The sequence below is a fragment of the Kitasatospora sp. NPDC087315 genome (assembly GCF_044744345.1).
Taxonomy (GTDB): Bacteria; Actinomycetota; Actinomycetes; order Streptomycetales; family Streptomycetaceae; genus Kitasatospora.
In genome coordinates this window covers 81,384-107,802 of the sequence record NZ_JBIUYD010000023.1, presented here as the reverse complement: position 1 = coordinate 107,802, position 26,419 = coordinate 81,384, and the positions used below count along the sequence as shown (strand labels likewise).

The following is a 26,419-nucleotide window of genomic DNA, read 5'->3' as shown; positions in this document are numbered from 1 at the left end:
CGGGCACCTCCAGCCTGCGCCCGTCGGCCGCCGGCGGGCAATGCGGGCGCGGCCGCGCGAGACTGGGCCCATGCCGGAGCTGCCCGAGGTCGAGGCCCTCAGCGCCTTTCTGTCCGAGCGACTGACCGGGCGCGTCGTCGCCCGGGTGCAGCCGGTGGCGATCAGCGTCCTCAAGACCTACGACCCGCCGGTGACGGCGCTGGAGGGGCGGACGGTCGGCCCGGTGACCCGGCACGGCAAGTTCCTGGACATCGAGGCGGGCGGCCTGCACCTGGTGGTCCACCTCGCCCGGGCCGGCTGGCTGCGCTGGAAGGACAGCCTGCCCGCCGAGCCCCCGCGCCCCGGCCCGAAGAACCCGCTCGCCCTGCGGGTCCGCCTGGCCGGACCGGCCGGCGACGGCTTCGACCTCACCGAGGCGGGCACCAGGAAGGGCCTGGCGGTGTACGTGGTGCAGGACCCGGCCGAGGTGCCCGGTGTCGCCCGGCTCGGCCCGGACCCGCTGGACCTGGCCTTCACCCTGGAGGCCTTCACGGCCCTGCTGAGCGGCGAGCGGCGCCGGCTCAAGGGCGTCCTGCGCGACCAGAGCGTGCTGGCGGGCGTGGGCAACGCCTACTCGGACGAGGTGCTGCACGCGGCACGGATGTCGCCGTACAAACTGGCGTCGAGCCTGACGCCGGAGGAGACGGCCCGGCTGTACGAGGCGCTCGGGTCGACCCTGCGCGAGGCGGTGGAGCGGTCGCGCGGGCTGGCGGCGGGGGAGCTGAAGGCGGAGAAGAAACTCGGCCTGCGGGTGCACGGCCGGGCCGGTCAGCCCTGCCCGGTCTGCGGGGACACCGTGCGCGAGGTGTCGTTCGCCGACTCCGCACTGCAGTACTGCCCGACCTGCCAGACCGGCGGCAGACCGCTCGCGGACCGGCGGCTGTCGCGGCTGCTGAAGTAGCGGGCCGGGCGGGCGGCGGGCCGGGGTGGGCCCGGCGCAGGCGGGGTGCCTGGGCCGGGCCGGACGCGCCCTACCTCTTCCGGGCGACCCCGCCCCAGTAGTAGGCGGCGGTCGGGTCGGCCGGCGGCTCGCCGTCCGGGCGCCAGGCCATGACGGGGGCGACGCCGGGCTCGATCAGCTCCCAGCCGTCGAAGAACCGGGCGACCTCGTCGCGGGTGCGCGGGACGAGGGTCATGCCGCCCTGGCGGGCCGCGGCGGCGACCTTGGCCACGCTCTCCGGGTCGAAGTCCTGGGTGGGGTGGGTGAGCGCGAGGCAGCTGCCGGACGGCAGGGCGTCGCGCAGCTCGGCGACCTTGCCCCACGGGTCGTCCTCGTCGGCGACCAGCATCAGGACGGCGATCATCAGCAGCCCGACCGGCTGGTCGAGGTCCAGCGTCGCGGTCAGCGCCGAGTCGGCGAACAGCTCGGTGGGCTTGCCCAGGTCGGCGTGGATGTACGTGGTGCGGCTGGCCGGGGTGCTGACCATCAGCGCCCGGGCGTGGGCCAGCACGATCGGGTCGTTGTCGACGTAGACCACACGGGTGCCGGGGCTGACCGACTCGGCGATCTCGTGGGTGTTGGGCGAGGTGGGGATGCCCGTCCCGAGGTCGAGGAACTGGCGGATGCCCTGCTCCCGGGCCAGGTAGCGGACGGCGCGGCCCTGAAAGGCCCGGTTCTCCTTGGCCATCGCCTTGACGCTCGGAACCGCCTGCTCGATGGCCTGGCCCATGGCGCGGTCCGGCGGGAAGTTGGTCTTGCCGCCCAGCCAGTAGTCGTAGACGCGTGCGGAGTGCGGGGCGTTGGTGTCGACGCCGAAACGTTCCCACTGGCTCAGCTCGGCGGGGTCATTGTCGCGCTGGTCGGAGAAGTCCTGACTTGTCGTCATGGCCACGTCCTCTGAAGACAGATCATCACACTGGGAGAGGTCAGCGTAGCGGTCCCGATGTGCCCGGGGTCACGCGGTCTGCGGATCGGTACGCGCTTGGGCCGTCGGGGTGGTGCTGAGGGCCGTCGGGGTTGCCCGTGGGAGGTGGGGCGGTTCGCGGGGGAAGCATTCAGCATGTTGTCTGATCGTCATACTATTTCGCGCAGATTGTTACTGGCCGCGGCGGGAATGTCGCTGGTCGAGGTCGCCGGCTGCCGTGGCCCGCTGGACGGCGACGGGGCCGCCGCGCCGAGTACCGGGGCCGCCGGGGCGGCCGCTCCTCCCGCGCGGGTGGCCGGGGTGGGCGGGGCGCCGGGCGCGTCCCCGCCGCCCACCGGTGCTCCACCCGACGGGGGTTCGGCCGCCCTCGCCCCGCCCGAGCTCGCCCCGCCCGGACTCGTCCCACCCGCCCTCGCCCCGGCCGCCGGACAGGTGCTCACGGCGGCGGAACAGCGGCCGGTGTTCGAACTCGGCCCGGAGCGGAGGGTGGTCGCCCTCACCATCGACGACGGCCCGCACCCGCGCCACACGCCGGCCGTGCTGGCGCTGCTGCAGCAGTACGGGATCAGGGCCACGTTCTTCCTGATCGGCGAGAACGCGGCGGAAAACCCCGGACTGGTACAGGAGACCGTCGCCCGGGGTCACCACATCGGCAACCACACCTGGACCCACCCCGACCTGCGGCACCTGTCGGAGGAGAAGGTGCGCGACGAGTTGGGGCGCACCTCCGACCTGATCCACCGGATCACCGGCAAGGCGCCGACCTGGTTCCGCGCCCCCGGCGGGGACTGGGCGCCGGTCACGCTCAAGGTCAGTGCGGAACTGGGGATGCGGTCGATGGCCTGGACCGTGGACCCGACGGACTGGGCCGAGCCGGGAGCGGACGTGATCACCAGCCGGGTGCTGAAGGGTGTCCGGCCGGGCGCGATCGTGCTCAACCACGACGGTGGCGGGGACCGTTCGCAGACGGTGGCGGCGCTGAAGGCGTATCTGCCGGCGCTGATCGACTCCGGGTACTCCTTCACCGCACCGGCGGGCTGAGGTGCGGTTTCTCGTCGGAATGGGGTGCGAGTACGGAGACGCCCAGTAGCGGCTTTTGGGCTTGAACCACCCGAAAGAGTGGATAGGCAGGATCGTTTCCGCAGTTTTTGGGCCCCTAGGGTGATAACGCATCAATTCCCCAGGTACCGCCGAGTACCGCCCTGAAAGGGCCACCCCACATGCGTCTCCGCAACGCCGTGCTCGCCGCCGCCAGCGCGCTCGCCCTCGTTCTCGCCGTCCCCGTCTCCGCCGACGCCGCGGGCGGCGAGTTCCGCTACAAGTACCGGAACGCCCTGGGCGAGCAGCTCGGCGCGCTGTTCGACCCGCGCAGCGGCGAGTGCGTCAAGGTGCCGGAGGCCACCGAGGAGGAGGCGGCGTACACGCCCAGCAACCGCACCAACGCGGCGGCGACCGTCTACGCCGGCTTCGACTGCCGGGGTGGCGAATCGTACGTTCTGCGGCCGGGCGGGCAGGCGGGGAGCCGGCTGCTGGTCCGCTCGGTCAGGTTCTCGTAAGCGGCGCCGGCGATCGCCGGATCCGTCGGGTCGTCAATTCGTACGAAGCTCACGACAATGCGGCGATTGGTTGAGACCATTCCGGTGAACCGCCCGTGAACGCGGGCAGGTCGCGTGCACGACGACACCGGGAGCGGCCTTGCCGATTCGAACATCCGGGCTCGCCGCCCGGACCCGCAGACTGCTGGTCATCGCCGCCGTCCTGGCGCTGGCGGCCGCCGGTTTCGGCGTGCACCGCGCCATCGGCGGTGCCGGCCGTGACGGTGACGCGGACGGGGGCGCGGCGGCGCCCGCCGCGGCGCGCGGCCCGCGTACCGGTGACCGGATCATCCCCGCGCCGCTGTCCGTCGCGGCCGGTTCGGGCCCGGCCTTCAGGATCTCCGAGCGGACCGTCGTCCGGGTGGGGGCCGCCGGCGGTTCCGGCGGCGCCGAGGAGCAGGCCGTACGGGTGCGGGCCGTCGCCGAGCAACTGGCCGAGGCGCTGCGCCGGCCGACCGGCTTCCCGCTGACGGTGGAGGCCGGGGCGGGCGCCGCTCCGGCGGGGGCGGCCGAGGGCATCCGGCTCGAACTCGACCCCGCGATGCCGGAGGAGACCGGCGACGAGGGCTACCGGCTGACGGCCGACTCCGCGGCCGTCCGGATCGCCGCCCGTACCCCGGCCGGGCTCTACCGGGGTACCCAGACGCTCCGCCAACTGCTGCCCCCGCAGGTCGAGAGCCGGTCACGGGTGACCGACGGGACGGACTGGACGGTCGCCTCCGTCGACATCGACGACCACCCGCGCTACGCCTACCGGGGCGCCATGCTCGACGTGGCGCGGCACTTCTTCACCCCGGACGAGGTCAAGGGGTACATCGACCGGCTGGCCCTGTACAAGGTCAACCACCTGCATCTGCACCTGACCGACGACCAGGGCTGGCGGATCGCGGTCCCCGCCCGGCCCGCCCTCACCGAGATCGGGGCGAGCAGCGAGGTCGGCGGCACGCCCGGCGGCTTCTACACCGCGGCCGACTACCAGGAGATCGTCCGCTACGCGCAGGAGCGCTTCCTCACCGTCGTCCCCGAGATCGACCTGCCCGGGCACAGCAACGCGGTGCTCGCCTCCTACCCCGAGCTGGACTGCACCCGCAGCGCGCGGCCCTGGCCGTACACCGGGATCGAGGTCGGCTTCAGCACGGTCTGCCCCACCGGGGACGCGGTCTTCGCCTTCACCGGCGACGTGGTCGCCGAGCTCGCCCGGCTCACCCCCGGCCCGTATCTGCACATCGGTGGCGACGAGGTGAAGAAGCTGGCGCCCGCCGACTACCAGGAGTTCGTCCGCCGGGTGAGCGCCCAGGTGGTCGCGGCCGGGAAGATCCCGGTCGGCTGGAACCAGACCGCGGCGGCCGCCGGTCCCGCCGGGGTCGGGCTGCTGCAGTACTGGGACGCCAACGGCGGCCACGAGCAGGAGGTCAGGGAGGCGGCCGGCCGCGGCGCCAAGGTGATCATGTCCCCGGCGGGCCGGACCTATCTGGACATGAAGTACGACAGCTCGTACCCGCTGGGGCTGCGCTGGGCCGGGACGGTCGACGTCTGGTCCGCCTACTCCTGGGATCCGGACACCCTGAACGCCGCCCTGCCGGCCGGTTCCGTCGTGGGCGTCGAGGCCCCGCTGTGGACGGAGACCCTGAGCAGCCCCGCCGAGCTGGACCTGATGCTGCTGCCGCGGCTGCCCGCCATCGCCGAGCTGGGCTGGTCCCCGAAGACCGCCCACGACTGGGAGCGGTTCCGGCAGCGGCTCGCCGAGGAGGGCGCGCGCTGGGAGGCGGCCGGTTTCGGGTACGAGAAGCGCTCGGAGGTGCCCTGGCCGGTGACCGCGCGGTAGGCGTGGGCGGTGCGGCGGCGTTCAGGGCGTTTCGGGGCGGGTGGCCGGGGCGGACGGTCGGACGTAGGTTCGAAGTGTCCGGCCCGGTCGCGTGGCGGAGCACGCCGGCGCCCGGCCGTGCCGTGGGCGCAGAGTGAAGGAGGGCGGCGATGACCGGCAACGGCTACGCACACCCCGAGGCGCTGGTCGGCACCGAGTGGCTGGCGCACCACCTGGACGACGGGACGATCCGCGTCGTCGAGGTGGACGAGGACACCACCGCGTACGACCGGGACCACATCCCCGGTGCGGTCGGCTGGAACTGGACCACCGACCTGCACAGCCGGGTCGGCCGCGACTACGCCGACCGCGAGGCCGTGCAGGCGCTGCTGCGCGCGGCCGGCGTGGAGGACGACACCACCGTGGTGCTGTACGGCGGCAACAACAACTGGTTCGCCGCGTACGCCTACTGGCTGCTGCGCCTGCGCGGCTTCGGACCGGTGCGGCTGCTGGACGGCGGGCGCAAGAAGTGGGAGCTGGAGGGGCGCGAGCGCACCCAGGAGGTCATGGACTACCAGCACACCGGCTACCGGCTGGCCGGCCCGGAGCGCCCCGAGCTGCGGGCGCTGCGCGACGAGGTGCTGACCAAGGCGGAGGTGTTCGCCAAGCCCGGTTCGGACGTCGTGCTGGTGGACGTCCGCTCGCCCGCCGAGTACCGGGGCGAGCTGCTGGCGCCGGCGCACCTGCCGCAGGAGCAGGCGCAGGTGCCCGGACACATCCCCGGCGCGGTGAACATCCCGTGGTCGCAGGCGGCCAACGACGACGGCACCTTCCGCTCGGCGGACGAACTGCGCGCCCTGTACGGGGGGAAGGGCGTGGAGGAGGAGCGCGAGGTGATCGCGTACTGCCGGATCGGCGAGCGGTCGGCGCACACCTGGTTCGCGCTGACCGAGCTGCTGGGCTACCCGCACGTCAAGAACTACGACGGCTCGTGGACGGAGTACGGCTCCCTGGTCCGGGCACCGGTGACACTGGGCGGGTGAGCCGGGTACGAGGCCCGGGCGGCGCGACGGGGTGCCGGCCGACTGGGGAGCGTTTCGGCTCGTTTCTTCTTATGAAAATCTCATAACTTAGGCGTGAGCGGGGGTCCGCTGGGACAGGGTTCGATCCAACCCACTGTCCCAGTAACCCTGGAGGACCATCGTGCGCAAGAGGCTGATCGTCTCTGCTGCCAGCGCTCTCGCTCTGCTCCTGGCCGTTCCCGCGTCGGCCGCGACGCCCTCGCCGGGGGCGGCGGGGGTCGGGGATCCGTACTACCCGACGTACGGCAACGGCGGATATGACGTCTCGCACTACGACATCCGGCTGAAATACCAGCCCGCCACCGACCTGCTGGAGGGCACCACCACGATTCTGGCCACGGCCACGCAGGACCTCTCCCGGTTCAACCTGGACTTCGTGCTCGACGTCCAGCAGGTGCTGGTGAACGGGCGGGCGGCCAGGTTCGCCAGCACCGGTGAGGCGGAGCTGGAGATCACCCCGGACCGGCCGATCGCCAAGGGGAGCCCGGTGACGGTGGTCGTCCGGTACTCCGGGGTGCCGGGGGAGGTGGAGCGGGACGGGTACTCGGCCTGGCTGCGGACGCCGGACGGGGGCGTCGCGGCGAACGAGCCGGTGGCCGCCTGGTGGTGGTTCCCGAGCAACGACCACCCGACCGACAAGGCCACCTTCGATGTGTCGGTCCTGGTGCCGGACGGTACCCAGGTGATCAGCAACGGCCTCTCCACCGGGCAGAGTTCGCGGGCCGGCTGGACCCGGTACAACTGGCGCCAGACCAAGCCGCAGGCCACCTATCTGGCCACCCTGGCGATCGGCCGGTTCGATGTCAGGACCGACACCACACCGAGCGGACTGCCCGTCATCACCGCGTACAGCAAGGACCTCGGCGAGAACGACGGGGCGGCGCGGGCCAGTGTCGAGCGCACCGGCGAACTGGTGGACTGGCTGAGCGGCTACTTCGGCGAGTACCCGTTCACCTCGGTCGGCGGGTACGTGCCCAACGTGCCCACCGGCTACGCGCTGGAGACCCAGACCCAGATCTTCTACAGCCCCGCGCAGTTCGCGCGCGGTGCCAACACCTCGGTCGTCGTCCACGAGCTGGCCCACCAGTGGTACGGGGACAGCGTCTCCGTCCAGCGGTGGAGCGACATCTGGCTCAACGAGGGCTTCGCACGGTACTCGCAGTGGCTCTGGTCGGAGCACGAGAACGAGGGCACGGCGCAGGAGATCGCCGACTACGTGTACTCCTACTACCCGGCGAACGACGCGTTCTGGACCGTCAAGCCGGGCGACCCGGGCGCGGACCACCAGTTCTCCAGCGCCGTCTACGACCGGGGCGCGGTGGCCGTCCAGGCGCTGCGGAACACCGTCGGCGACGAGAAGTTCTTCCAGATCCTCAAGGGCTGGCCGACCGAGCGCCGCTACGGCAACGCCACCGTCCAGCAGTTCCAGGCGTACGCGGAGCGGATCTCCGGGAAGAAGCTCGGGGACCTCTTCACCACCTGGCTGTTCACGCCCTCCAAGCCGGCGGTCCCGTCGGCGGGGGCTCCGGCGAAGGCGGCGGCCGGGCCGGCGTCCGCCGCGGCGGCGCTGCCGCAGGAGCCCAGGTCGTGGAAGAAGATCCAGGAGACCAACTCGCTGCACGACAACGGGAGCGGCCACGGCCACGGCCGCTGACCGGCTGTGGATGATGTGACGGGCACAGTCCGGCCGGACCGTGCCCGTCACGACGGGGTGGTGCCGAGGTACGACCAGGCGGGGCGCGCGCCGGTCAGCCGCGGGCGAGGAGGCGGGCCTCGTCCTCGGGGGAGAAGCCGTGGCCGAGGGGCGGCTCGCCGAGGGCACGGTCCCAGGCCAGGACGTCGGCGGCGGTCACGGCGAGCGGGGTGGCGGGCAGGCCGGCGGCGCGGGCGCGGGCCGGGCTGCGCCGCTGGGCCGGCCAGAGCGGTTCGGCGTGGACGAGCGGGAAGAACGGGGGCGCGGTGTCGGCCGGGACGGGGACGATCTCGACCTGGGCGCCCGCCACCTCGGCGCAGGTGGTGATCAGCCCGGCCAGGGTGGTCGGTTCGGCCGGGCCGACGGCGTGGAAGGCCCCGGGGCGGTCGTCCTCCAGCAGACGGACCACCAGCCGGGCGAGGTCGCGGGAGTCGACGAGCTGGACCGGCTGCTCGGGCCGGCCGGGCAGCGCGACCCGGCCACCGCGCGCGGCCCGCCGCACCCAGTAGGTGAGCCCGGACTGCGGGTCGTGGGGGCCGGCGACCTTGCCGGGCCGCACGATCGTCGCCCGGCCGCCGTACCGGGCGGTCACGTCGTCCTCGCAGGCCGCCTTGAGCGGGCCGTAGGTGTCCTCGCTCAGCTCCTCGGTGTCGCGCACCGGGGCGCGGCGCGGGGTGGACTCGTCCGAGCCCGGACCGGTGCGGGTGTACACCGCCTGGCTGGAGATGAACAGGTACCGGCCGACCCGGTCGCCGAGCGCGTCCATCGCCTGCCCGACGTGGCGCGGCAGATACCCGCTCACGTCGACCACGGCGTCCCAGCGGCCGGTGCCCAGGGCCGCGTAGTCGCCGGTGTCGCGGTCGCCGATCAGCCGGGCGGCGGCGGGGAACAGGTCGCGGCCGGTCCGGCCCCGGGTGAACAGGGTGACCTCGGCGCCGGTGCGCAGGGCGTCGTCGACGATCGCGCGGCCGACGAAGGAGGTGCCGCCCAGGACGAGGATTCGCATGGCGCCGACGGTAGCGGCACCGGCGCGGCCGTGTCGACGCGTCCGGCGGTCCGGCCGCTACCCGGAAAGTCGTACGCCGCGGGAAGGATGACAGGGCGAAAGTCGGTGTGCGACGCTGCACCGGCGCGTGATCAAGCGTGTGGCGGAGGGGACCGGGGGCACCGCATGAACGACGACGTACCGCCGAGCACGCCCCGGCGGTCCCGGCGTGGCGGCCACCGGCAGGGGAGCGCGCGGGTGCCGGGCGTCCTGCTGGTCGTCGTCGGCCTGGTGGTCGCCGCCTCGGCGCTCCGGCCGGACGGCGGACTGCTGGGGACGGGCACCGAACCGCCGCTCGGCAGCATCGGGTTCGTCGTCCTGCTCGCCCTCGGCTGGGTGATCGTCGTCGGCCGCTTCGCCTCCGGCCTCCGCGAGGAGGTCCGCCGGCTGACCGGGCCGACGCCATGGGCCGAACGCCTGCGGACGGCCGCCGTCGTGCTGCTGGCGGGCGGGACCGTCGCCGTGCCGGTGCTGCTGTTCGTCTTCCACAACCGGACCACCACCGGCGGGCCGGTCGCCGATGCGCCCCTGACCGGCCTGGGGCCCTGGACGGCCACGCCGGTACCGACGCCGCCACCGCCGCCGGCGCCCGAGGCGTCGGGCACGGTGAACCTGGCCGTCGTCCTGCTGGTCGTCCTGGCCGCGGTGGTGGCGGCCGTGCTGGTGGCCGCCCTGGTGCGGGGGTGGCGGCGGCTGCGCCTCCCCGGGCCCGGGTCGCGGACCGCGCCGGCCGTCGGCCCGGCGCGCGCCGAGGACGTCCTCGCCGAGGCCGTCGCCACCGGACGGCGCGCGTTGCGCGGCGGCGACGCCCGGGCCGCGGTGATCGCCTGCTACGCCGCGATGGAGGGCTCGCTGGCGGCCTCCGGTGTCGCCCGCCACGCCTCCGACAGCCCGACCGAGCTGCTGGAACGGGCGGTGGCGGACGACCGGGTCGACCCGGTCCAGGCACGCGCCCTCACCGCGCTGTTCCACGAGGCCAGGTACTCGACCCACCCGATGGACGACAGCCAGGTACGCCGGGCCAGGACGGCCCTCGACACCATCGCCGACCGCCTGGCGGACCGGCCGGCCGCCGGTACGGCCGGCGCGGGCCCCACCGACCCGACCGGGAGCCGTCGATGAGCACAGATCCCGCCCGGAGCGCCGGTCCCGCCCGGCCGGGGGACGGCCCGGACCACGACGGCCTGGCCGCACCCGGTTCCGTCCGGCACAGCCTGATCGAGCTGGGGCTCGTCGCCGTCGCGGCCGAGATCCTGTTCGCCCTGGTCGGCGGGGTGGCCGCGGCCGGCGCCGGAGCGGTGCTGATGGCCGTCGCCGCCCTGGTGACCGGCCGGTACGTCGCCGGGGCGGGCTTCCTGGACGTGGGCCCGCGCAGCCGTCAGCGGGTGATGGACGCGCGGGAGCCCGGGCTCGGCGACTGGCACTGGACCGTCCGCCACGGGCTCGACCCGCAGGGCGACGGCGGGCCGTTGCGCGGCCGGCTCCAACGGCTGTTCGCCGCCCGGCTGTCGGAGCGGCACGGGCTCTCACTCACAGACGACCGCGACCGGGCCGCCGCGCTGATCGGCGCCGGGCTCTGGCCCTGGATCGATCCGAGCCGCCCGGCACCGGCCGAGATCTTCCCCGAACCGGTCGTCCGCGCCCTGGTCGACCGTCTCGAATCCCTGTAGCCACCGCGCAGTCGCCGCACCCCCGGCGGCCGCCCGCACCGACCCATCGCCCCTCAGGAGAGCCATGACCGCCGTTCCCCAGGCCCCCGTCGACCCGGGCGCCGACCACGCCCCGGACAGCCCCGCCGGCCGGCCCGCGCTGACGCCGCAGCAGGCCGGGAAGCGCGCCAACGCGGTGGTGGCGGAGATCGAACGGGCCGTGGTCGGCAAGCCCGAGGCGCTCCGACTGGTCATGCTCGGGGTGCTGGCCGGCGGACACGTCCTGATCGAGGACCTGCCCGGGCTCGGCAAGACCCTGCTGGCGCGCTCCTTCGCGACCACCCTCGGCCTCGACTTCCGCCGGATCCAGTTCACCCCCGACCTGCTGCCCTCGGACGTCTCCGGTGCGCCGTTCTACGACCGGAGCAGCGGTGAGATGGTCTTCCGGCCGGGCCCGCTCTTCACCCAGCTGCTGCTGGCCGACGAGATCAACCGCACGCCGCCGAAGACCCAGGCCGCGCTGCTGGAGGCGATGGCCGAGGGACAGGTCTCCGTCGACGGCGCCACCCGCCGGCTGCCGGAACCGTTCGTGGTGATCGCCACCGCCAACCCGATCGAGTACGAGGGCACCTACAGCCTGCCGGAGGCCCAGCTCGACCGCTTCCTGCTGCGGGTGCGGATGGGATACCTCTCCACCGGCCTGGAGGCCGCGATGCTGCGGGCCCGGCTGGACCGGGCGGCCCCCGAGCCGGTGCTGGAGACCATCGGCTCCGCCGCCGAACTGCTCGCCATGCGGGCCGCGCTGGAGCAGGTCGAGGTCGACGACGACCTGGTCGAGTACGTGGTCGCGCTGATCGACGCCACCCGCAACGACCAGCAGATCCAGGTCGGCGCCTCGCCGCGCGGGGGTCTCGCGCTGGTGCAGCTGGCCCGGGCCCGCGCGATGCTGGAGGGCCGTGACTTCCTGACCCCGGAGGACGTCAAGGCGGTCGCCGTCCCCGCCCTCGCCCACCGCATCACGCTCAAGCCCGAACTGTGGGTGCGCCAGATCGAGGCGGACGACGTCCTGGCCCGCCTGGTCGCGTCCGTTCCGGCCCCGCAGACCCTGCCGCGCGCGGCCGGGAGCGCGGACACCCGGTCGTCGGATCGGCTGCCGGACGGGCCGCGGTGAGCGCCGGGCGCCCCGTCCGCCGACTCGCCGCGCCGGCGGAGGGAGGTCCACCGGGCCCCGGCGCCCGGCGCACCGGCTTCCGCACCGGCCTCCGGTCCCGCCTCCGCACCGGCCTCCGCCCAGGCCGCCGCCTCGAACCGCGCGGCGACCGCCGGACCGGCCGGGACGCCGACCGGGACGCCGACCTGCGTACCGCCCGGATCCTGGCCCGGAGCGCCGAGGCGGCGCCGGCCGGCCTGCCGAGCACCCCGCCCTCCCCGCACTGGCGGGCCGGTGAGCGGACCCTGCGCCTGCTCACCGTGGCCGCCGTCGCGGCCGCCGCCGCGCTGGCCACCGGACACGCCTGGCTGCTGGCCCTCGCGGCCGGTCCCGCCGTGCTGCTCGCCCTGGCGGCCCCCGGGCGCGACAGGCCGACCCGGCTCGCCACCGTGGGCACGGCCGAGCCGCGCCGCTGCTTCGAGGGCGAGCGGATCACCGTCCGGATCACCGTGGAGCACGACGGGGAGATCGGCCCGCTCGACCCCACCGTCGCCCTCGGTCCGGGGCTGACCCTGGAGTCCGTGGCCGTCGGCCGCGCCGGGGTCGACCTCGGCCTGCGGGCCGACCGCTGGGGCCGCTGGACGCTGGGCAGCGTCGACCTCGACGTCTACGACACCGGGGGCCTGACCCGGCGGACCGTCCGGACCGAGCTCGGCGCGGTGGACGTCTTCCCGGTGCCCGGTGCGGCCCGGCTCACCCCCGTCCCGGTCCGCCTCCCGGAGCGGATCGGCGAGCACACCACGGCGCACGACGGCACCGGCGTCGAGGTGATCGGCGTCCGCCCGTACGTCCCGGGCGAGCGCCAGCGGCGCATCCACTGGCCGTCCACCACCCGCCGCGACAGCATCCAGATCAACCAGTTCGCCGCCGAGCGGGCCGCGGACGCGGTCGTCCTGCTGGACGCGCTGAGCGACTTCCGCGACCCGGCCACCGGTCTGTCGAGCCTGGACGAGACCCTGCGCGCGGCCGCCGGGCTGACCCGCGCCTACCTGAGCCGCCACGACCGGGTCGGGCTGATCGCGGTCGGCGGCCGGCTGCGCTGGCTCGCCGCGGGCAGCGGGGACCGGCACTTCTACCGGATGGTCGAGGCCGTGCTGGAGGTCCGCCAGGACCGCCGCCGGCGCGGACCCGCCCTCCCGCGGCTCCCGCTGCCCGCACTGCCGGGCCACGCCCTGGTGTACGCGTTCACCTCGCTCGCCGACCAGCGGATCCTGGAGGTGCTCGGCCGGGTCAGCGACCGCGGCAACCCGCTCGTCGTGGTGGAGATCCCGGCGGGCGAGCCGACGGTGGAGCCCGGGGACGAGGTCGGCGCCCTGGCCCTGCGGCTCTGGCACGCCGAGCGCGAGGCGATGCGCTCCGCCCTGCGCGGCCGGGGCATTCCGGTGGCCCGGTACACCCCGGGCGAGGCGCTCGACCTGGCGCTCGCCCCACTGCTGCGCCGCCGGATCCGAGGAGGGGCCCGATGACCGAGACCACCGCCGACGCCGGGCTCGCCCCCGGGGTACGGCCCTCGCCCTCGTGGGCCCCGTGGATCGAGCAGACCGCCCTGCGCTGCACCGGCGCCGCCCTGGCGGTCGCCGCCTGCGGAGTGGACGGCGCCCCGGGCGGCGTACTGGACCGGGGCGGGCCCGCCGCCGTGGCGGCCGCCGCCGTTCTCGCCGTCTGGGCCGCCGCACCGCCCGCCGGCCCGGCGCGCCCGGCGACCACCTGGCCCGCCCGGTTCGCCGGGCAGCGCACCACCGTGCTCGCGGTCGGGTCCGTCCTGCTGGCGTGCTCCGGCGAACCGTCGCTCTGGCCGGCCGTGGCGGTGACCGTCCTGCTCACCGGCTATCTGCTGCTCGTCGACGCCTTCGGCCCGGACCGCCGCGGCCCCCGGCCGGCGCACGCCCTCACGGCGGTCGCCGCGTCCGCCCTGGTCCTGCCGGCCGCGTTCGTCCCGACCACCGCGGGCGAGTGGTCGCGCCCCTTCGCGCTGCTCGGCCTGCTGGCCGCCGCCATCGGCACCGGTCTGGCACTGCGGCCCCGTACGGCGGGGACCCCGCCGCCGGAGTGACCTGGCCCGCCGCCCCGGACCGGCCGGCCAGATTGACCGGGCGGAACGGGCGGGACGCTCCAGGGGGCGGCGGCGGGCCGGTCTCAGTCGTGGCCGAGGGCGGCGGCCTCGGTGAGGATCAGGTCCTCGATGCCGCGCAGGAAGCGCTCCATCGTGGGACGGGGGAGGACCGAGGCGTCCGCCGTCATCGCGAGTCGCAGGGCGTCCGCGGTCCGGAGGGCGTCCAGGGCGTAGGAGAGGCCGGGGCGCGGCTCGAACTCGACCGGCCAGTCGAGGGTGGTGCGGGCCCTGGCCAGGGCGAGCGGTTCCGGGGCGGCCGGTGGGGCGGCCTCGCCGCCGGCGGGCGCGGGCGGGGCCAGCTCGCGGGTGTCGTTGAAGACGCAGGAGCGGTCGGCCGTCGGGCCGTGCTCGGCGCGGAGGCGGGCGATGTCCTCGTCCCGCAGGGTCTGGTCGTAGTAGGCGTGCCGGTAGGTGGCGATCGACGCGGCGTGGGTGCGTCGGACGACATCCCCGAACTCCTTTCCGGCGTCCGCGAGATGGAACAGGCTCTCGCCCGCCACCGTGCTCACCGCCTGGGTCAGCCCGGGCAGGAAGCGGTTGCTGACCACCACCTGGAGCGTGGCGTCCGGCAGGCCCGAGAGCCGGGACGTCATCGCGGCGGCGGCCGCCAGCAGCACCGAGGAGGAGCTCACCCGGTGGGCGGCGGCGACCAGTTCGACGGCGCGCAGCAGCGCCGGGGAGCTGAGCACGGCGTTCGGGAACGGGCGCGGCTCCCCGGCCGGGGCGGGGAACTGCCGCGGCGGGCCGAGCCGCAGCTTGCGCAGGAAGTGCTGCCGGGCGTTGGCATCACGCCGCCGGCCGCGCTCGGAGGCCTGGAACGCGGCCTCCTCCAGGGGCTGTTGGGTGGCCGCCCGGCGCTCGGCCATCGCCTCCACCGGTTCGCCCAGGGCGAGCGCGGACAGGTCCATCACCACCTGGCTCATGCCCGAGCCGTCCACCGCCGTGTGCGAGAGGACCAGGCTCATGTGGCGGACCAGACCGCCCGATTCGACCAGGCCGACGCGGATCGGCCACTCGGTCGCGCAGTCGAACGGCCGCCCCGCCAGCTCGTCGTGCAACAGGCGCCCGGTTTCGGCGAGTTCGGCCGCGTCGCCGTCGCTGTGGCGGGTGTGCACGGACAGCCGCCCCGCCGGGTCGACGGTCTGCCGCAGCCGGCCGTCGTCGTCCCGCAGCAGCCGGGTGTGCAGCCCGTCGTGCAGGTGGAGCAGGTGGGTGAGCGCGTCGAGGACCACCGGCACCGGAACTCCCGGGTCCAGCGGGGAGGAGGCCGTGACGTTGTACCTCGGCGCGTCCGCCGGGGTCAGTTTGCCGACGGCGTCCCAGATGGCCTGCTGGCCCCAGGTGGCCGGTCCGGTGCCGGACCGGCCCGACGAGAAGGTGATCTCCAGCTGTTGACTCGTGGTCACCGTGTGGCTCTCCGATGTGCGGTTCTGGGCTCGGTGCTTGCTGCGTGGTGCCAGGGAAACGCGGGTGGTGCCAGGGCAAGAGTGTGGCGCACCGCCCTCCCCGCGTCGAGCCTCGGAACGCGCACGGGAGCCGCCGGGGTCACCGGCTGCCGGTGGTTCGGCGGGCCGAACCACCGGCCGGCGGGCGTCGGGAGCCGTCCGCTGTGGTCAGGCCCGGTCGGCGGTGACCAGGTGGTAGTCGAGCAGGCCGCTGCGCCAGGCGGGGAGGAAGTTGCGTGACCAGTGGCTGGGCGGGACGGTGCCCTCCAGATAGCGGTCGAAGCCCGGCCAGACCGCCGCTCCGATCGATTCGGCGGACACGCCGGTGAAGCCGGCCGCGGCGAGGTCCGCGGTGAAGCCGGTGATCGGGTGGGCCACGTCCAGGCCCTCGGCGAAGCTGGCGAGCATGATGCTCAACCGCTCGGCGACCTCCGGGCCGGAACTGAAGAAGGTGGTGACCACCAGCCGGCCGCCGGGCCGCAGCACCCGGGCCGCCTCGTGCGCGAAGCCCGTCAGCCCGCGGAAGTGCTGGGCCGCCTCGACCGAGTAGACGCCGTCCAGCGAGCCGTTCGGGAACGGCAGCTTGTCGGCCGAGCCGAGGGCGTAGGCGAGCCGGTCCGGGAAGACGGCCATGGCCTTGGCGTTGACCGTACGGGCGCGCTCGATCTGGTCCGGGTGGATGTCCACCCCGGTCACCGCCGCGAAGCGGAACTCGCGCAGGGCGAGTGTCGCACCCAGCCCCCGCCCGCAGCCGACCTCGGCCAGCCGCAGCCGCTCGGTCGGTGCCGGGAAGGCCCGCAACACCCGGCGGTACAACTCCTCCTGACTGTGCACCCGGTCCTCGGTGGTCGGTGATGCGGTGTCGATTCCGCTCCAGTCACCGAAGTTGATGAAGCCCCCCGCGAAGCTGGCCGCTCGTGCGAGATCGTCCGCGCCGTATGTCCGTCGTACGGTCGGGGGAATGTGGTTCTGATCCATCGGTGCCCAGTCTCCTCGCGCCTTGCCGCCCGGCCCTCGGGCGCGCTGAGGTACGTACCCAAACCGGTATGCGTCCGAACGCGCAGGGTGACGGATGGGGTGCGCCAAGTACGGTGGTTGACGAGGCGTCAACCATACTCCTGGAACGGGGGGTCGTGGTGGCCGTCGAGCGTTCCGGCCCGCCTTCCGGTGCCGTCCCCGGGCCGTCTCTCCCGGGAGAAGGAGCGATAGCCGCCGCCGGGGACGCCGTGCGCGCCCGTGCCGATGCACGTGCCGGTGCGGGACGAGGGCCCCCGGGCACGGGGAGGCGCCGGGGCCGGGCGGGGGCGAGACCTCCCGGACGGAGGGGAGTCGTACTACCCTGCGAGTGGGGGCGCAACAGAATGGCTGGAGAAGGGAATACCTTCCATGAGTACAGCCCAGCCCACGGCGATGACGCTGCCGATGCACCGCACCTGCCCGTTCGATCCGCCGCCGGAGTACCAGCACCTGCGCGCGCACGATCCGGTCGCCCGGCTGTCCTTCCCCGACGGAAAGACCGGCTGGCTGCTGACCCGGCACGAGGACGTCCGCGCCCTGCTGGCGGACGACCGGTTCAGCTCGGACCGGCTGCGGGCCTCCTCCCCGGTACGCCGGATCCCGGTCCGGCCCGAGGACGTCGGAGCCCGCTCCGGCCTGCTCATCACCATGGACCCGCCGGAGCACACCCACTACCGGCGGATGCTCACCCGCTACTTCACCGTGCGCCGCATGCGCGCCCTGGCACCCCGGATCGCACAGATCACCGCCGACCACCTGGACGCGATGGAGCGCGCCGGGCCCCCGGTGGACCTGGTGCGGACGTTCGCCCTGCCGATCCCCTCCCTGGTCATCTGCGAACTGCTCGGCGTGCCCTACGACGACCGCGACAGGTTCCAGCGCTGGACCTCGACCCTGCTCAACCTGGAGGTGGACGAGGACACCGCGCTGGCGGCCCGGGACGCCCTGCGCGACTACATGCTCGACCTGGCGGCCCGGAAGCGGAAGCACCCCGACGACGCCCTGCTCAGCGCCCTGCTGGCGGACGACGGCCCGGAGTCCGGGCTCACCGACGAGGAACTGGCGGGGATCGGCCGTCTGCTGCTGGTCGCCGGCCACGAGACCACGGCGAACATGCTGGCACTGGGCACCTTCACCCTGCTGACCCACCCCGGGCAACTGCGCGACCTGCGGGAACACCCGGAGCTCACCGGCCACGCGATCGAGGAACTGCTGCGCTACCTGACCATCGTGCAGTTCGGCACGGTGCGGGTCGCCACCGAGGACGTGGACATCGCCGGCCACCACGTCCGCGCCGGGGAGACCGTGGTCGCCTCGCTGGCCGCGGCCAACCGGGACCCGGAGCACTTCCGGAGCCCCGACCGGCTGGACCTCACCCGCGAGCTCTCCCAGCACGTCGCCTTCGGACACGGGATCCACCAGTGCCTGGGCCAGCAACTGGCCCGGGTGGAGATGGAGGTGGCCTTCCCCGCGCTCTTCCGGCGCTTCCCGACGCTGCGCCTGGCGGTACTGCCGGAGCAGGTGCCGATGCGCCACGACATGGCCATCTACGGCGTCCACGCGCTTCCGCTCACCTGGGACGGGTGACCGCACCATGAAGATCCGGATCGACATCGACCACGACCGCTGCCGTGGCGCCGGGCAGTGTGTGCTCACCGCGCCCGAGCTCTTCGACCAGTCGGAGGACGACGGCACCGTCGTGCTGCTGGAGAAGCACCCGCCGCCGGAGCTGCACCGCGCCGCCCGGCTGGCCGCGGCGCTCTGCCCCAACGCCGTCATCCGCGTCGTCGAGGACCCGTGAGCCGCGGAGGTGCCCAGGGGCGGGTCTCGGACATTTCCCGTCGGGCGCGCGTCACCGGTGAACGCCGGGCGGGGTGACAGCCGTTCTCGTTCACATGACGGTGATGATGATGGAGCGGGGCGCTGGCATGCTTGCGGGCATGGAGGACATCACGGGGGAGCGGGAGGCCCGGGAGCTGATCGCGGGCTGGCTCGCCGAGGAGCCGGCGGCCGGGTCGGCCGCGGACCGGGGCGAGCCGGACGATCCGGGCGTCCCGGGTGCCCCGGACGGTGCGGACGGCCTGGACTTCCCGGTCGGCGGTGGGCTCGCGGTGCCGTCGGCGAGCGGGTACGAGGTCGCGCGGGCGGCCCGGGTGCTGGCCGTGCGGGGGCTCGGCAGAACCAGGCTGCCCCTGGTGCCGGACGGGCTGCGGCTGGTCGCCGAGGCGCTGGTGGTGGACGAGCACCCGTCCGTGGCCACCTGGACCCCGCTGGAGCGGGCGGAGGCGGTGGAATGGGTCGCGCTCCTGGTGCACCGTTTCGGCGAGGACGGGGTGCAGTCGCTGCTGGCGGAGCTGGTGAACCCGTCACTGCCGTAAGGCGGGTCTGAGTGCGGCCAGCCGCTCCTCCAACTGCCGGACCACGGTGGTGTCGCCGAGTCCGGCGGACAGGCCGGCGGCGGTGCGCAGGTGCCGGGCGGCCTCGGCGGGGCGGCCGGAGTCGAGCAGGAAGTCCGCGAAGTGGCGCTCGGCCACGGCGTGCAGATGGACGGTGCCGGCCGCGCGGCAGAGCTCCAGCGTGTGCTGCCAGGCCCGGGCCGCCTCGGCCGGGCGGTCGAGCAGTTGCAGCGCGTGCGCCTCGTTGACCATCGCGGAGAGCTGGAAGGTGGCCTCCGGGTGGTCGGCGAGCAGGGTGCGGGCCTGCCTGGCCCGCCGCAGGGCCTGTCCGGCATCGCCGGCGAAGCCGTGCAGGGCGGCGGTGTTGCTGAGGGTGAACGGTGCATGCTCGGTCAGGCCGTGCTCCTCGGTGAGGGCGACCGCCTGTTCGCCGAGCCGGACGGCCTCGCCGAACTCGCCGCGGGCCGCGGTGGCGACGGCGAGCACGGTGAGGGCGTGCACATGGACGTTCCCGCCCGTGTCGGCGGTCCGGGCGACCGCCCGGGCGGCCAGCCGGTGGGCCTCTTCGGCGCGGCCGGTGCCGCTGAGGGCGCGGGCGGCCGAAGCCTCCATCAGCGCGACGGCGGTCGGGTCGCCGGTCAGCAGCGCGGAGCGCAGCCCGGCCCGCAGGCAGCTCACCCGGTCCGTGCGGCGGCCGGTGCCGTAGTACAGGCAGTTGGCCAGGTAGGCCAGGCGCCAGGCGCGGTCGTGGTCGCCGAGGTCGGCGGCGGAGGTGACCAGGCCGCGGATGGTCGGCTCCTCGGCCCGGAACCAGTCCAGCGCCGACCGGACGGTGGACAGCCGCGGCCCGGACGGCGAGGGGAGGGCGGGCGGCGGGCCGAAGCAGTCGATGCCCGGCTGGAGCAGGGCGGCGCCGTGCGCTGCGACCGTGAGGTAGTGGTCGACCAGCGCCCGGGTGGCGGCGGTGCGCTCGGACTCGGGCCGCTCGGCGAGGAGTTCGGCGCCGTAGAGCCGGATCAGGTCGTGCCGGCCGTAGCGGCCGGGGGTGCCCTCGGCGAGCAGGTGGTGGGCGGCGAGCGAGGAGAGCGCGCGGCGGGCCTCGGCGGGGTCGGTGCCCAGCAGGGCCGCGGCGGCGTGCGCGTCGACCTCGGGCCCGGGGTGGACGGCCAGCAGGGCGAGCAGGTTCTGTGCCGTGAAGGAGAGGTGACGTATTGTCAGGCCGAGCGCGGTGCGCACGCTGATCGTGCCCTGGGTGTCCAGGGCCTGCAACCGGGTGCGCTCGTCGGCGAGTTCGGGGACGAGGTCGGCGATCCCCCAGCCGGGCTGGGCGGCGAGCCGGGCGGCGGCGATCCGCAGGGCCAGCGGGAGCCGGTCGCACAGCTCGGCGACCTGGGCGACGGCCGCGGGCTCGGCGCGCACCCGGGCCGGGGTGAGCAGGTGCTCCAGCAGGCTGAAGGCGTCGTCGGCGGGCAGTGCGCCGAGCCGCAGCAGGGCGGCGCCCTCGGTCACCACCAGGTCCTCCAGCGAACTGCGGCTGGTGATCACGGTGGCGCAGTCCGGTCCGGCCGGCAGCAGGTCGGCCACCTCCTCGGCGTCGCGGACGTTGTCCAGGACGACCAGCAGCCGGCGCCGGCCGGTGAGCGAGCGGTAGAGCGCGGCCCGGGCGGGGAGGTCCTCGGGGAGCTCGCTCTCCTGGGCGCCCAGTGCGCCCAGGAACCGGCCCAGGACGTCGGCCGGCTGGGCGCGGTGGCCGGGGCCGAAACCGTTCAGGTCGGCGAAGAGCCGCCCGTCGGGGAAGGCGTCGGCCGCGTCGTGCGCCCACTGCACCACGGTGGCGGTCTTGCCGGCGCCCGCCGGGCCCACCACGACGGCCAGGCTGCCGCTGCGGCGGCCGGCTCCGCACTCGGCGTCCAGCCAGCGCCGCTCGGCCGCCCGGCCGACGAAGCCGGCGGCCCGGCGGGGGAGCTGGCGGGCCGCCGACGGGCCGGAGTCCGGCCGGACGCGGCCCCGGCCGGGCTCCCGGGGGTCGGCCGCGAGGACGTCGTCGACGGCGGACTGGAGGGTCCGGCCGGGGGAGACCCCGAGTTCGGCGGTGAGCCGGCGACGGGCCCGGCGGTAGGCGGCGAGCGCGTCCGAGAGCCGGCCGGCCTGGTGCAGACAGCGGACCAGCAGGGCGCAGAGCGGCTCGCGCAGCCCGTCGGCCTCCACCGCGCGGTCGAGGTCGGGGATCGCGTCGGCGCCCCGGCCGAGCCGGAGCAGACGCTCCGCCCAGGACTCCAGCGCCCGGGCGCGGCCCTCGTCGAGGCGGTCGGCGAGGGCGTGGCGCAGCGTGGTGTCGGGCAGGTTGGCCAGGGCCGCGCCGTGCCAGAGGTCGAGGGCCTGGCGGAGCAGCCCGGCGGCGCGCTCGTCGCCGTCCGGGGCCTCCTCCCCGGCGGCCCGGGCGCAGAGGTGTTCGAAGAGCAGCGCGTCCACCGAGTCGGCCGGGCCGTCGAGGCGGTAGCCGGGTGTGCGGGTCAGCAGGGTGAGCGGGGAGCCGGCGATCAGCTTGCGCAGCGCGGCGATGTGGCCCTGGAGCGCGGCCCGGGCCTGGGCGGGCGGCTCGTCGCCCCAGAGCAGCTCGAAGAACCGTTCCACCGGGACGGTCCGGCCGAGGTCGAGCGCCAGCAGGGCCAGGACCCCGCACCGCTTCGCGCCGGGCGGGGTGAGGGTACGGCCGTCCGCCGTCCTCAGCTCAACCGCCCCCATGAGCCGAACAAACACAGTTCCCCCAGGTCAGAGCCCCCGCTTCTGGTCCTCGTCGAGAGGCAGGCCGCAGTCTAACCACGCCTGACATCCCGTCCGGTCGGCCGGTGGGACGGGTCGTTGGGCCCTGGGCCCCGCCGTTGCACGGTCGGGGCGGAATCCGGCGCGCGCTACGTCACCCGATGTACGCCCGCAATTCGCCGTGCGTTCTCCGGCGCCGCGCCCGGTGTTCACGGCCGGTGCGGGGCCGGAGGGCCGCGGACGGGGTCGGGGGCCGGGGCCGGGGCCGGGGGAGCGGGCGGTGCTCCGCCCGGTCAGCGGACCTGGCGGGAGAGGTCCACCCGGACGCCGGAGCGGGAGACGCCGGCGGCGGAGCGCTCCGCGGCCGGGCGCTCTTCTGCGTGGTGCGTGGACGCGTGGTGCGTGGATGCGTGCCGCGCGGTGGTCTGTGGCGGGCGTTCGGTGACCGACGGGTCCGGTCCGGCCCGGTGCGGTCCGGAGACGGCGGCGAGGGCGAGGACCACGAGGACCAGCAGGGGCGTGCGCACGGTCGGGGCCTCCTTGTCGGGTCCGGTGGGTCGGGTCGGGTCGGGTCGGGTCTGGCGGGCCGGGGACGGCAGGCGCACGGTCGGTCCGCCGGGTGCGGTCGCACCCGGCGGTGTCCGGCCGGCCGTGAGCGGGCGGCCGTCGGACACCCCGTCCGTGCTCCGGGAGGCCCACCGCGTCAGGGGCGACGGCGGGCGGCCCGGTGGTGGCCGTCCGGCGCCCGGACCGTGTTCACTCCGGACCGGGTGCCGACCTGTTCCACGGCCTCCGCCCTGGTCAACGGCGCGTCGGCGGTCGCCGGTTCACCACCCGGTGGACCGGCCGGACGTCGCCGGCGCGGCGGCGGCGGAGGGGACGGGCGGAGGCGTCCGGGGGCGCCGCGGACTGAACCGCAGGGCGGTTCGGTCCCGTAGACGACAGTGGCGGGACCGGTGACCACCGGCCCCGGGGACTGCGTCCTGCGGGACCTGAAGGAGATGCGCGATGAAACATGTTCGAGCCGTCGTCGTGACCGGCTGCGCGGTCGGGGCGCTCGCGGTGGCCGGCTCCGGGACGGCGTTCGCCTGGCATCCGAGCGACGCCTCACTGACCGTCGGCTGCCGAACCGAGGCCGGCCGGGTGGACCTGGTCCTGGGCAACAACTACCGCTCCTCGGGCGAGTACACGCTCACCCGGGCCGGCAGTGACGAGCGGTACCGCGGCACCGTCGAGGGCCACGGCTCGGTGAAGGTCACGGTGAGCTACTCGGGCAAGGGTGACACCTGGCGCTACCAGCTCGCCGACACCCAGATCGAGAAGCGGATCGCCGACGTGCCGCTCTGCGTCACGCCGACGCCCACGCCGACCCCCACCCCCACCCCGACGGCCACGCCGACGCCCACCCCGACGGCGACGCCCACGCCGACCGCCACCCCCACGCCGACCACGACGCCCACGACGCCCACGCCCACCGGCACTCCGACGCCGACCGCCACGCACACCCCGAGCCGGACGCCCACGCCCACCGGGACGTCCAGCCGGACGCCGGGACCGTCGGCCAGTCCGACGCCGTCCGGCAGCGCGTCGCCCTCGCCGTCCGTGAGCCCGAGCGTCCCGGCGCCGCCGTCCGAGAGCGCCGGGCCCGTCCCCGGGGGCCTCGCGCACACCGGCGGTGGCGGCGACGGCGCCCTGATCGCGGGTGTCGGCGGCGGCGCGGTGCTGATCGGCGCGGGTGTGCTGGTCGCCGCGCGGCACCAGCACCGGCGTCGCACCGCCTGAACCTCCGCTCCACCGGGCCGAACCGCCGCTACGGCGGCCCGTCGGCGGGGTGCGGGCCGAGTGGCGTCGCCCCCGCCGGCCGCTCAGGTGTGAGCGGTCAGCGGCACAGATCGGCCGCCCGCCGGTCCGACTGCCGGACCACCGTGGTGCCACCGGGCCGGCCGGACGGGGCGACCGCGCCGTGCGGCTGCCCGGCGCCCCCGGCCGGGCGGCCCGAGGCGGCCAGGAAGTCCGCGAAGCGGCGTTCGGCCGCGGCGTGGAGGCGGACGGTGCCCGCGTCCCGGCACCGCTCCACCGTCTCCCGCCAGGCCCGCTCGGCCTCGGCCGGGCGGTCGAGCAGGGACAGGGCGTGGGCCTCGGCGGCCATCGCGGTGAGGTGGCCGGCGGCCTCGGGGTGGTCGGCGAGCAGCCGGCGGGCCTTGCGGGCGTGGCGCAGCGCGGCCGGGCCGTCGCCCACGAGGCCGTACAGGTCGGCCGTGCGGGCATGGGCGAACGGCGCGTACCCGGCCGGACCGTGGGTGCGGGCCAGGGCGACCGCCTGCTCGCCCAGCCGGATGCCCTCGGCGATCCCGCCGCGCCCGGCGGTCGCGACCGCGAGGACGGTCAGCGCGCGGACCCGGATCTCGCCTCCGGTGGCGGCGCCGCGGGCGACGGCCTCGATGGCGAGCGCCTGGGCCTCGTCGGTGCGGCCGGCGCCGCCCAGGGCCTCGGCGAGGCCGCACTCCAGCGACGCGACGGCGGTCTGCTCACCGGTCCGCCGGGCGGACCGGAGCCCGGCACGCAGGCAGGTCACCCGGTCGACGGGGCGCCCGGCGGGCTCGTAGAGCCGGTCGGCCAGGTCGGCGAGCCGCCAGGCGCGATCGTGGTCGCCGGTCTCGGCGGCCCGGGCGACCAGGGCGCGCACGGTGGGCTCCTCGGCCTGGAACCAGGCCAGCGCGGTGCGGACCCCGGTGAACCGGGGGCCGGGCCGGCCGTTCGGTCCGGGAAGGGGGCCGGACGGCGGTCCGACGGCGGCCAGGCCGGGCTGGAGCAGGGCGGCGCCCTGGGCGGTGGCGGCCAGACAGTGGTCGAGCAGCGAGGTGACGGCGAGCGTCCTGGTGTACTCGGTGCGCTCGGCCAGCAGATCGGCGCTGTACAGACGGATCAGCTCAGGCCGGCGGTAGCGGCCCGGGCTGCTCTCGGTGAGCAGATGGTGCGCGGCCAGCGCACCGAGCGCGCGGCGGGCGGTGCCGGTGTCGGAGCCCAGCAGCGCGGCCGCCCCGTGGGCGTCGGTCTCCGGGCCGGGGTGGGCGGCGAGCAGCGCGAGCAGGCCCTCGGCGACGGACGGCAGCCGGCGCACCGTCCGGTCGAGGGCCGTGCGCAGGCCGACCGTGCCCCGGGTCTCCAGGGCCCGCAACCGGGTCGACTCGTCGGTGAGTTCGGGCAGCAGCTCGGCGATCGCCCAGCCGGGCTGGGCGGCGAGCCGGGTGGCGGCGATCCGGAGGGCGAGCGGGAGCCGGTCGCAGAGCTCCACCAGCCGGGCGGCGGCCTCCGGTTCGGCGCGGACCCGGGCCGGGGTGAGGGCGTGCTCCAGGAGCAGCAGCGCGTCGGCGGCGGGCAGCGGGCCGAGCCGGAGCGGAGCGGCGCCCTCGGTGACCACGAGATCCTCCAGCGAGTTGCGGCTGGTGACGACGGTGGCGCAGCCCGGTCCGGCCGGCAGCAGATCGGCGATGGACTCGGCGGCCCGGACGTTGTCCAGGACGACCAGCAGCCGGCGCTGCCGGGTCAGCGACCGGTAGAGCGCGGCCCGGGACGGCGCGTCCGGCGGCAGTTCGTGCTCCGGGGTGCCGAGCGCCCGCAGGAACCGGTCCAGGACGTCGGCCGGCCGGGCGTCGTGGTCGGGGCCGAAGCCCTGAAGGTCCGCGAAGAGCTGGCCGTCCGGGAACGCGTCGGCGCCGCGGTGCGCCCACTCGACCACGGTGGCCGTCTTGCCGGCGCCCGCCGGGCCGGCCACCACGGCCAGGCTGCCGCGGCGGTCCGGCCCGCACTCCGTGTCCAGCCATCGCAGTTCCGCCGTGCGGCCGACGAACCGGCCGAAGCGGCGTGGCAGCAGGCGGGCCACCTGGCCGTCGTCGGCCGCCGGCCGCGTGCCGTCGGCGGGGGCGGTCGCCGGGCCGGGCCGCCCGGCCGCCGCCGCGGAGGCGTCGTCGGCCAGGATGTCGTCGACGGCGGACTGCAGCGTCCGCCCGGGCGGGATGCCCAGCTCTGCGGCGAGCCGGCGGCGGGCCCGGTGGTAGACGGCGAGCGCGTCCGGGAAGCGTCCGGCCTGGTACAGGCAGCGCACCAGCAGGGCGGCGACCGGTTCGTGCAACTCGTCGGCGTGGACGCTCCGTTCGAGCTCCGGTATCGCGTCCGCACCCCGGCCGGCCCGCAGCCGGTACGCCGACCAGCTCTCCAGGGCGCGGGTGCGGGCACCGTGCAGCTGGCCGGCGAGGGAGCGGCGCAGCGGGGTCTCGGGGAGGTTGGCCAGGGCGGTGCCGCGCCAGAGGCCGAGCGCCTCGCGGAGCAGCCTGTCCACCTGCTCGCACTGCTCCGGTCCGCTCTCCTCGGCGGCCTGCGCGCACAGCCGGGTGAAGTGCAGGGCGTCCACGAGCCGGGCCTCGCCGTCGAGCCGGTAGCCCGGCGCGCGGGTGGCGAGCGTGAACGGTGATCCGGCGAAGAGCTTGCGCAGCGCGGCGATGTGGCCCTGGAGCGCGGCCCGCGCCTGGGCCGGTGGTTCGTCGCCCCAGAGCAGCTCGAAGAACCGCTCCACCGGGACGGTCCGCCCCAGCTCCATGGCCAGCAGGGCGAGTACGGCGCAGCGCTTGGCTCCGGCGGGTTCGAGGACGCGGCCGTCGGCGGTCCGCAGCTCGACCGGCCCCAATAGGCGAACGAACACCTCA

The 26,419-nt window shown here is 75.6% G+C and carries 22 protein-coding genes; 15 read left to right on the top strand and 7 right to left on the bottom strand.

Translation table 11 applies throughout. From position 1 onward, the window contains the following. The first annotated feature begins 70 nt into the window (after window positions 1–70). A complete protein-coding gene (locus ACIO5D_RS29155) occupies window positions 71–940 on the top strand; it encodes a DNA-formamidopyrimidine glycosylase family protein (RefSeq protein WP_363604957.1) in 870 nt (289 codons plus the stop codon). A gap of 70 nt (window positions 941–1,010) precedes the next feature. Here the strand turns inward: ACIO5D_RS29155 and ACIO5D_RS29150 are convergent, their stop codons facing one another. Beyond that, window positions 1,011–1,865, bottom strand: a complete 855-nt coding sequence (locus ACIO5D_RS29150; protein WP_363604955.1) for an SAM-dependent methyltransferase — start codon at window positions 1,863–1,865, stop codon at window positions 1,011–1,013. 228 nt (window positions 1,866–2,093) lie between these two features. Here ACIO5D_RS29150 and ACIO5D_RS29145 point away from each other — a divergent pair, with 228 nt between their 5' ends. From ACIO5D_RS29145 to ACIO5D_RS29125, 5 genes are all read left to right on the top strand, one after another. Beyond that, complete coding sequence (locus tag ACIO5D_RS29145) at window positions 2,094–2,945, top strand: polysaccharide deacetylase family protein (RefSeq protein WP_400798862.1); 852 nt, start codon at window positions 2,094–2,096, stop codon at window positions 2,943–2,945. A gap of 179 nt (window positions 2,946–3,124) precedes the next feature. Beyond that, entirely contained in the window at window positions 3,125–3,460 is a 336-nt protein-coding gene (locus ACIO5D_RS29140) for a hypothetical protein (RefSeq protein WP_363604953.1), read from the top strand. Window positions 3,461–3,599: 139 nt separating this feature from the next. Continuing rightward, a complete protein-coding gene (locus tag ACIO5D_RS29135; protein WP_400798857.1) occupies window positions 3,600–5,324 on the top strand; it encodes a family 20 glycosylhydrolase in 1,725 nt (574 codons plus the stop codon). Between the two features lie 149 nt (window positions 5,325–5,473). Next, window positions 5,474–6,346, top strand: a complete 873-nt coding sequence (locus ACIO5D_RS29130) for a sulfurtransferase (protein WP_363604949.1) — start codon at window positions 5,474–5,476, stop codon at window positions 6,344–6,346. Window positions 6,347–6,506: 160 nt separating this feature from the next. After that, complete coding sequence (locus ACIO5D_RS29125; protein WP_400798854.1) at window positions 6,507–8,039, top strand: M1 family metallopeptidase; 1,533 nt, start codon at window positions 6,507–6,509, stop codon at window positions 8,037–8,039. A gap of 94 nt (window positions 8,040–8,133) precedes the next feature. On the opposite strand, the gene ACIO5D_RS29120 is transcribed toward ACIO5D_RS29125, so the two are convergent. Beyond that, window positions 8,134–9,084, bottom strand: coding sequence for an NAD-dependent epimerase/dehydratase family protein (locus ACIO5D_RS29120; RefSeq protein ID WP_400798851.1), 951 nt, complete (start codon window positions 9,082–9,084; stop codon window positions 8,134–8,136). Window positions 9,085–9,249: 165 nt separating this feature from the next. On the opposite strand from ACIO5D_RS29120, the gene ACIO5D_RS29115 reads away from it, so the two are divergent. The 5 genes from ACIO5D_RS29115 (at window position 9,250) to ACIO5D_RS29095 (ending at window position 14,035) form a co-directional block, all read left to right on the top strand. After that, entirely contained in the window at window positions 9,250–10,245 is a 996-nt protein-coding gene (locus ACIO5D_RS29115) for a DUF4129 domain-containing protein (RefSeq protein WP_400650429.1), read from the top strand. Continuing rightward, the gene (locus ACIO5D_RS29110; protein ID WP_400798848.1) at window positions 10,242–10,793 is read left to right on the top strand and encodes a hypothetical protein; all 552 of its coding nucleotides are present in this window, start codon (window positions 10,242–10,244) and stop codon (window positions 10,791–10,793) included. The genes ACIO5D_RS29115 and ACIO5D_RS29110 overlap by 4 nt, the downstream gene beginning before the upstream one ends. Before the next feature lie 64 nt (window positions 10,794–10,857). Then, entirely contained in the window at window positions 10,858–11,943 is a 1,086-nt protein-coding gene (locus tag ACIO5D_RS29105; RefSeq protein WP_363604933.1) for a MoxR family ATPase, read from the top strand. Beyond that, complete coding sequence (locus ACIO5D_RS29100; RefSeq protein WP_400798845.1) at window positions 11,940–13,448, top strand: DUF58 domain-containing protein; 1,509 nt, start codon at window positions 11,940–11,942, stop codon at window positions 13,446–13,448. Before ACIO5D_RS29105 ends, ACIO5D_RS29100 begins: the two co-directional genes overlap by 4 nt. Next, window positions 13,445–14,035: a hypothetical protein gene (locus ACIO5D_RS29095; protein WP_363604931.1), complete on the top strand. Its 591-nt coding sequence runs from the start codon at window positions 13,445–13,447 to the stop codon at window positions 14,033–14,035. Before ACIO5D_RS29100 ends, ACIO5D_RS29095 begins: the two co-directional genes overlap by 4 nt. A gap of 83 nt (window positions 14,036–14,118) precedes the next feature. Here the strand turns inward: ACIO5D_RS29095 and ACIO5D_RS29090 are convergent, their stop codons facing one another. Both ACIO5D_RS29090 and ACIO5D_RS29085 read right to left on the bottom strand, forming a co-directional pair. Further along, window positions 14,119–15,501, bottom strand: coding sequence for a condensation domain-containing protein (locus tag ACIO5D_RS29090; protein ID WP_400650420.1), 1,383 nt, complete (start codon window positions 15,499–15,501; stop codon window positions 14,119–14,121). A gap of 207 nt (window positions 15,502–15,708) precedes the next feature. Further along, window positions 15,709–16,518: a class I SAM-dependent methyltransferase gene (locus ACIO5D_RS29085; protein WP_363604928.1), complete on the bottom strand. Its 810-nt coding sequence runs from the start codon at window positions 16,516–16,518 to the stop codon at window positions 15,709–15,711. A 408-nt stretch (window positions 16,519–16,926) separates the two neighbouring features. Here ACIO5D_RS29085 and ACIO5D_RS29080 point away from each other — a divergent pair, with 408 nt between their 5' ends. The 3 genes from ACIO5D_RS29080 (at window position 16,927) to ACIO5D_RS29070 (ending at window position 18,935) form a co-directional block, all read left to right on the top strand. Beyond that, window positions 16,927–18,144, top strand: coding sequence for a cytochrome P450 (locus tag ACIO5D_RS29080; protein WP_400798842.1), 1,218 nt, complete (start codon window positions 16,927–16,929; stop codon window positions 18,142–18,144). Window positions 18,145–18,151: 7 nt separating this feature from the next. Next, the gene (locus tag ACIO5D_RS29075; RefSeq protein WP_400650417.1) at window positions 18,152–18,358 is read left to right on the top strand and encodes a ferredoxin; all 207 of its coding nucleotides are present in this window, start codon (window positions 18,152–18,154) and stop codon (window positions 18,356–18,358) included. 139 nt (window positions 18,359–18,497) lie between these two features. After that, on the top strand, window positions 18,498–18,935 hold the full coding sequence (locus tag ACIO5D_RS29070; RefSeq protein WP_400798839.1) for a hypothetical protein: 438 nt from the start codon (window positions 18,498–18,500) through the stop codon (window positions 18,933–18,935). On the opposite strand, the gene ACIO5D_RS29065 is transcribed toward ACIO5D_RS29070, so the two are convergent. After that, the gene (locus tag ACIO5D_RS29065; RefSeq protein WP_400798836.1) at window positions 18,924–21,698 is read right to left on the bottom strand and encodes a BTAD domain-containing putative transcriptional regulator; all 2,775 of its coding nucleotides are present in this window, start codon (window positions 21,696–21,698) and stop codon (window positions 18,924–18,926) included. The two genes, ACIO5D_RS29070 and ACIO5D_RS29065, sit on opposite strands and share 12 nt — an antisense overlap. Window positions 21,699–22,009: 311 nt before the next feature. Further along, on the bottom strand, window positions 22,010–22,243 hold the full coding sequence (locus tag ACIO5D_RS29060; protein WP_363604922.1) for a hypothetical protein: 234 nt from the start codon (window positions 22,241–22,243) through the stop codon (window positions 22,010–22,012). A gap of 481 nt (window positions 22,244–22,724) precedes the next feature. Between ACIO5D_RS29060 and ACIO5D_RS29055 the strand changes: the two genes are divergently transcribed. Then, a complete protein-coding gene (locus ACIO5D_RS29055; protein WP_400798834.1) occupies window positions 22,725–23,498 on the top strand; it encodes a hypothetical protein in 774 nt (257 codons plus the stop codon). A 97-nt stretch (window positions 23,499–23,595) separates the two neighbouring features. On the opposite strand, the gene ACIO5D_RS29050 is transcribed toward ACIO5D_RS29055, so the two are convergent. Beyond that, window positions 23,596–26,415 carry an AfsR/SARP family transcriptional regulator gene (locus tag ACIO5D_RS29050; RefSeq protein ID WP_400757100.1) on the bottom strand — a complete coding sequence of 940 codons (2,820 nt, stop codon included), beginning with the start codon at window positions 26,413–26,415 and terminating at the stop codon, window positions 23,596–23,598. Window positions 26,416–26,419: the final 4 nt, after the last annotated feature.

What these genes read in the sequence shown, in the direction of transcription:
- ACIO5D_RS29155 (WP_363604957.1), top strand. Translation starts at nt 71, where the DNA reads ATGCCGGAGCTGCCCGAGGTCGAGGCCCTCAGCGCCTTTCTGTCCGAG.
- ACIO5D_RS29150 (WP_363604955.1), bottom strand. Translation starts at nt 1,865, where the DNA reads ATGACGACAAGTCAGGACTTCTCCGACCAGCGCGACAATGACCCCGCC.
- ACIO5D_RS29145 (WP_400798862.1), top strand. Translation starts at nt 2,094, where the DNA reads ATGTCGCTGGTCGAGGTCGCCGGCTGCCGTGGCCCGCTGGACGGCGAC.
- ACIO5D_RS29140 (WP_363604953.1), top strand. Translation starts at nt 3,125, where the DNA reads ATGCGTCTCCGCAACGCCGTGCTCGCCGCCGCCAGCGCGCTCGCCCTC.
- ACIO5D_RS29130 (WP_363604949.1), top strand. Translation starts at nt 5,474, where the DNA reads ATGACCGGCAACGGCTACGCACACCCCGAGGCGCTGGTCGGCACCGAG.
- ACIO5D_RS29120 (WP_400798851.1), bottom strand. Translation starts at nt 9,084, where the DNA reads ATGCGAATCCTCGTCCTGGGCGGCACCTCCTTCGTCGGCCGCGCGATC.
- ACIO5D_RS29115 (WP_400650429.1), top strand. Translation starts at nt 9,250, where the DNA reads ATGAACGACGACGTACCGCCGAGCACGCCCCGGCGGTCCCGGCGTGGC.
- ACIO5D_RS29110 (WP_400798848.1), top strand. Translation starts at nt 10,242, where the DNA reads ATGAGCACAGATCCCGCCCGGAGCGCCGGTCCCGCCCGGCCGGGGGAC.
- ACIO5D_RS29105 (WP_363604933.1), top strand. Translation starts at nt 10,858, where the DNA reads ATGACCGCCGTTCCCCAGGCCCCCGTCGACCCGGGCGCCGACCACGCC.
- ACIO5D_RS29095 (WP_363604931.1), top strand. Translation starts at nt 13,445, where the DNA reads ATGACCGAGACCACCGCCGACGCCGGGCTCGCCCCCGGGGTACGGCCC.
- ACIO5D_RS29085 (WP_363604928.1), bottom strand. Translation starts at nt 16,518, where the DNA reads ATGGATCAGAACCACATTCCCCCGACCGTACGACGGACATACGGCGCG.
- ACIO5D_RS29080 (WP_400798842.1), top strand. Translation starts at nt 16,927, where the DNA reads ATGAGTACAGCCCAGCCCACGGCGATGACGCTGCCGATGCACCGCACC.
- ACIO5D_RS29075 (WP_400650417.1), top strand. Translation starts at nt 18,152, where the DNA reads ATGAAGATCCGGATCGACATCGACCACGACCGCTGCCGTGGCGCCGGG.
- ACIO5D_RS29070 (WP_400798839.1), top strand. Translation starts at nt 18,498, where the DNA reads ATGGAGGACATCACGGGGGAGCGGGAGGCCCGGGAGCTGATCGCGGGC.
- ACIO5D_RS29065 (WP_400798836.1), bottom strand. Translation starts at nt 21,698, where the DNA reads ATGGGGGCGGTTGAGCTGAGGACGGCGGACGGCCGTACCCTCACCCCG.
- ACIO5D_RS29055 (WP_400798834.1), top strand. Translation starts at nt 22,725, where the DNA reads ATGAAACATGTTCGAGCCGTCGTCGTGACCGGCTGCGCGGTCGGGGCG.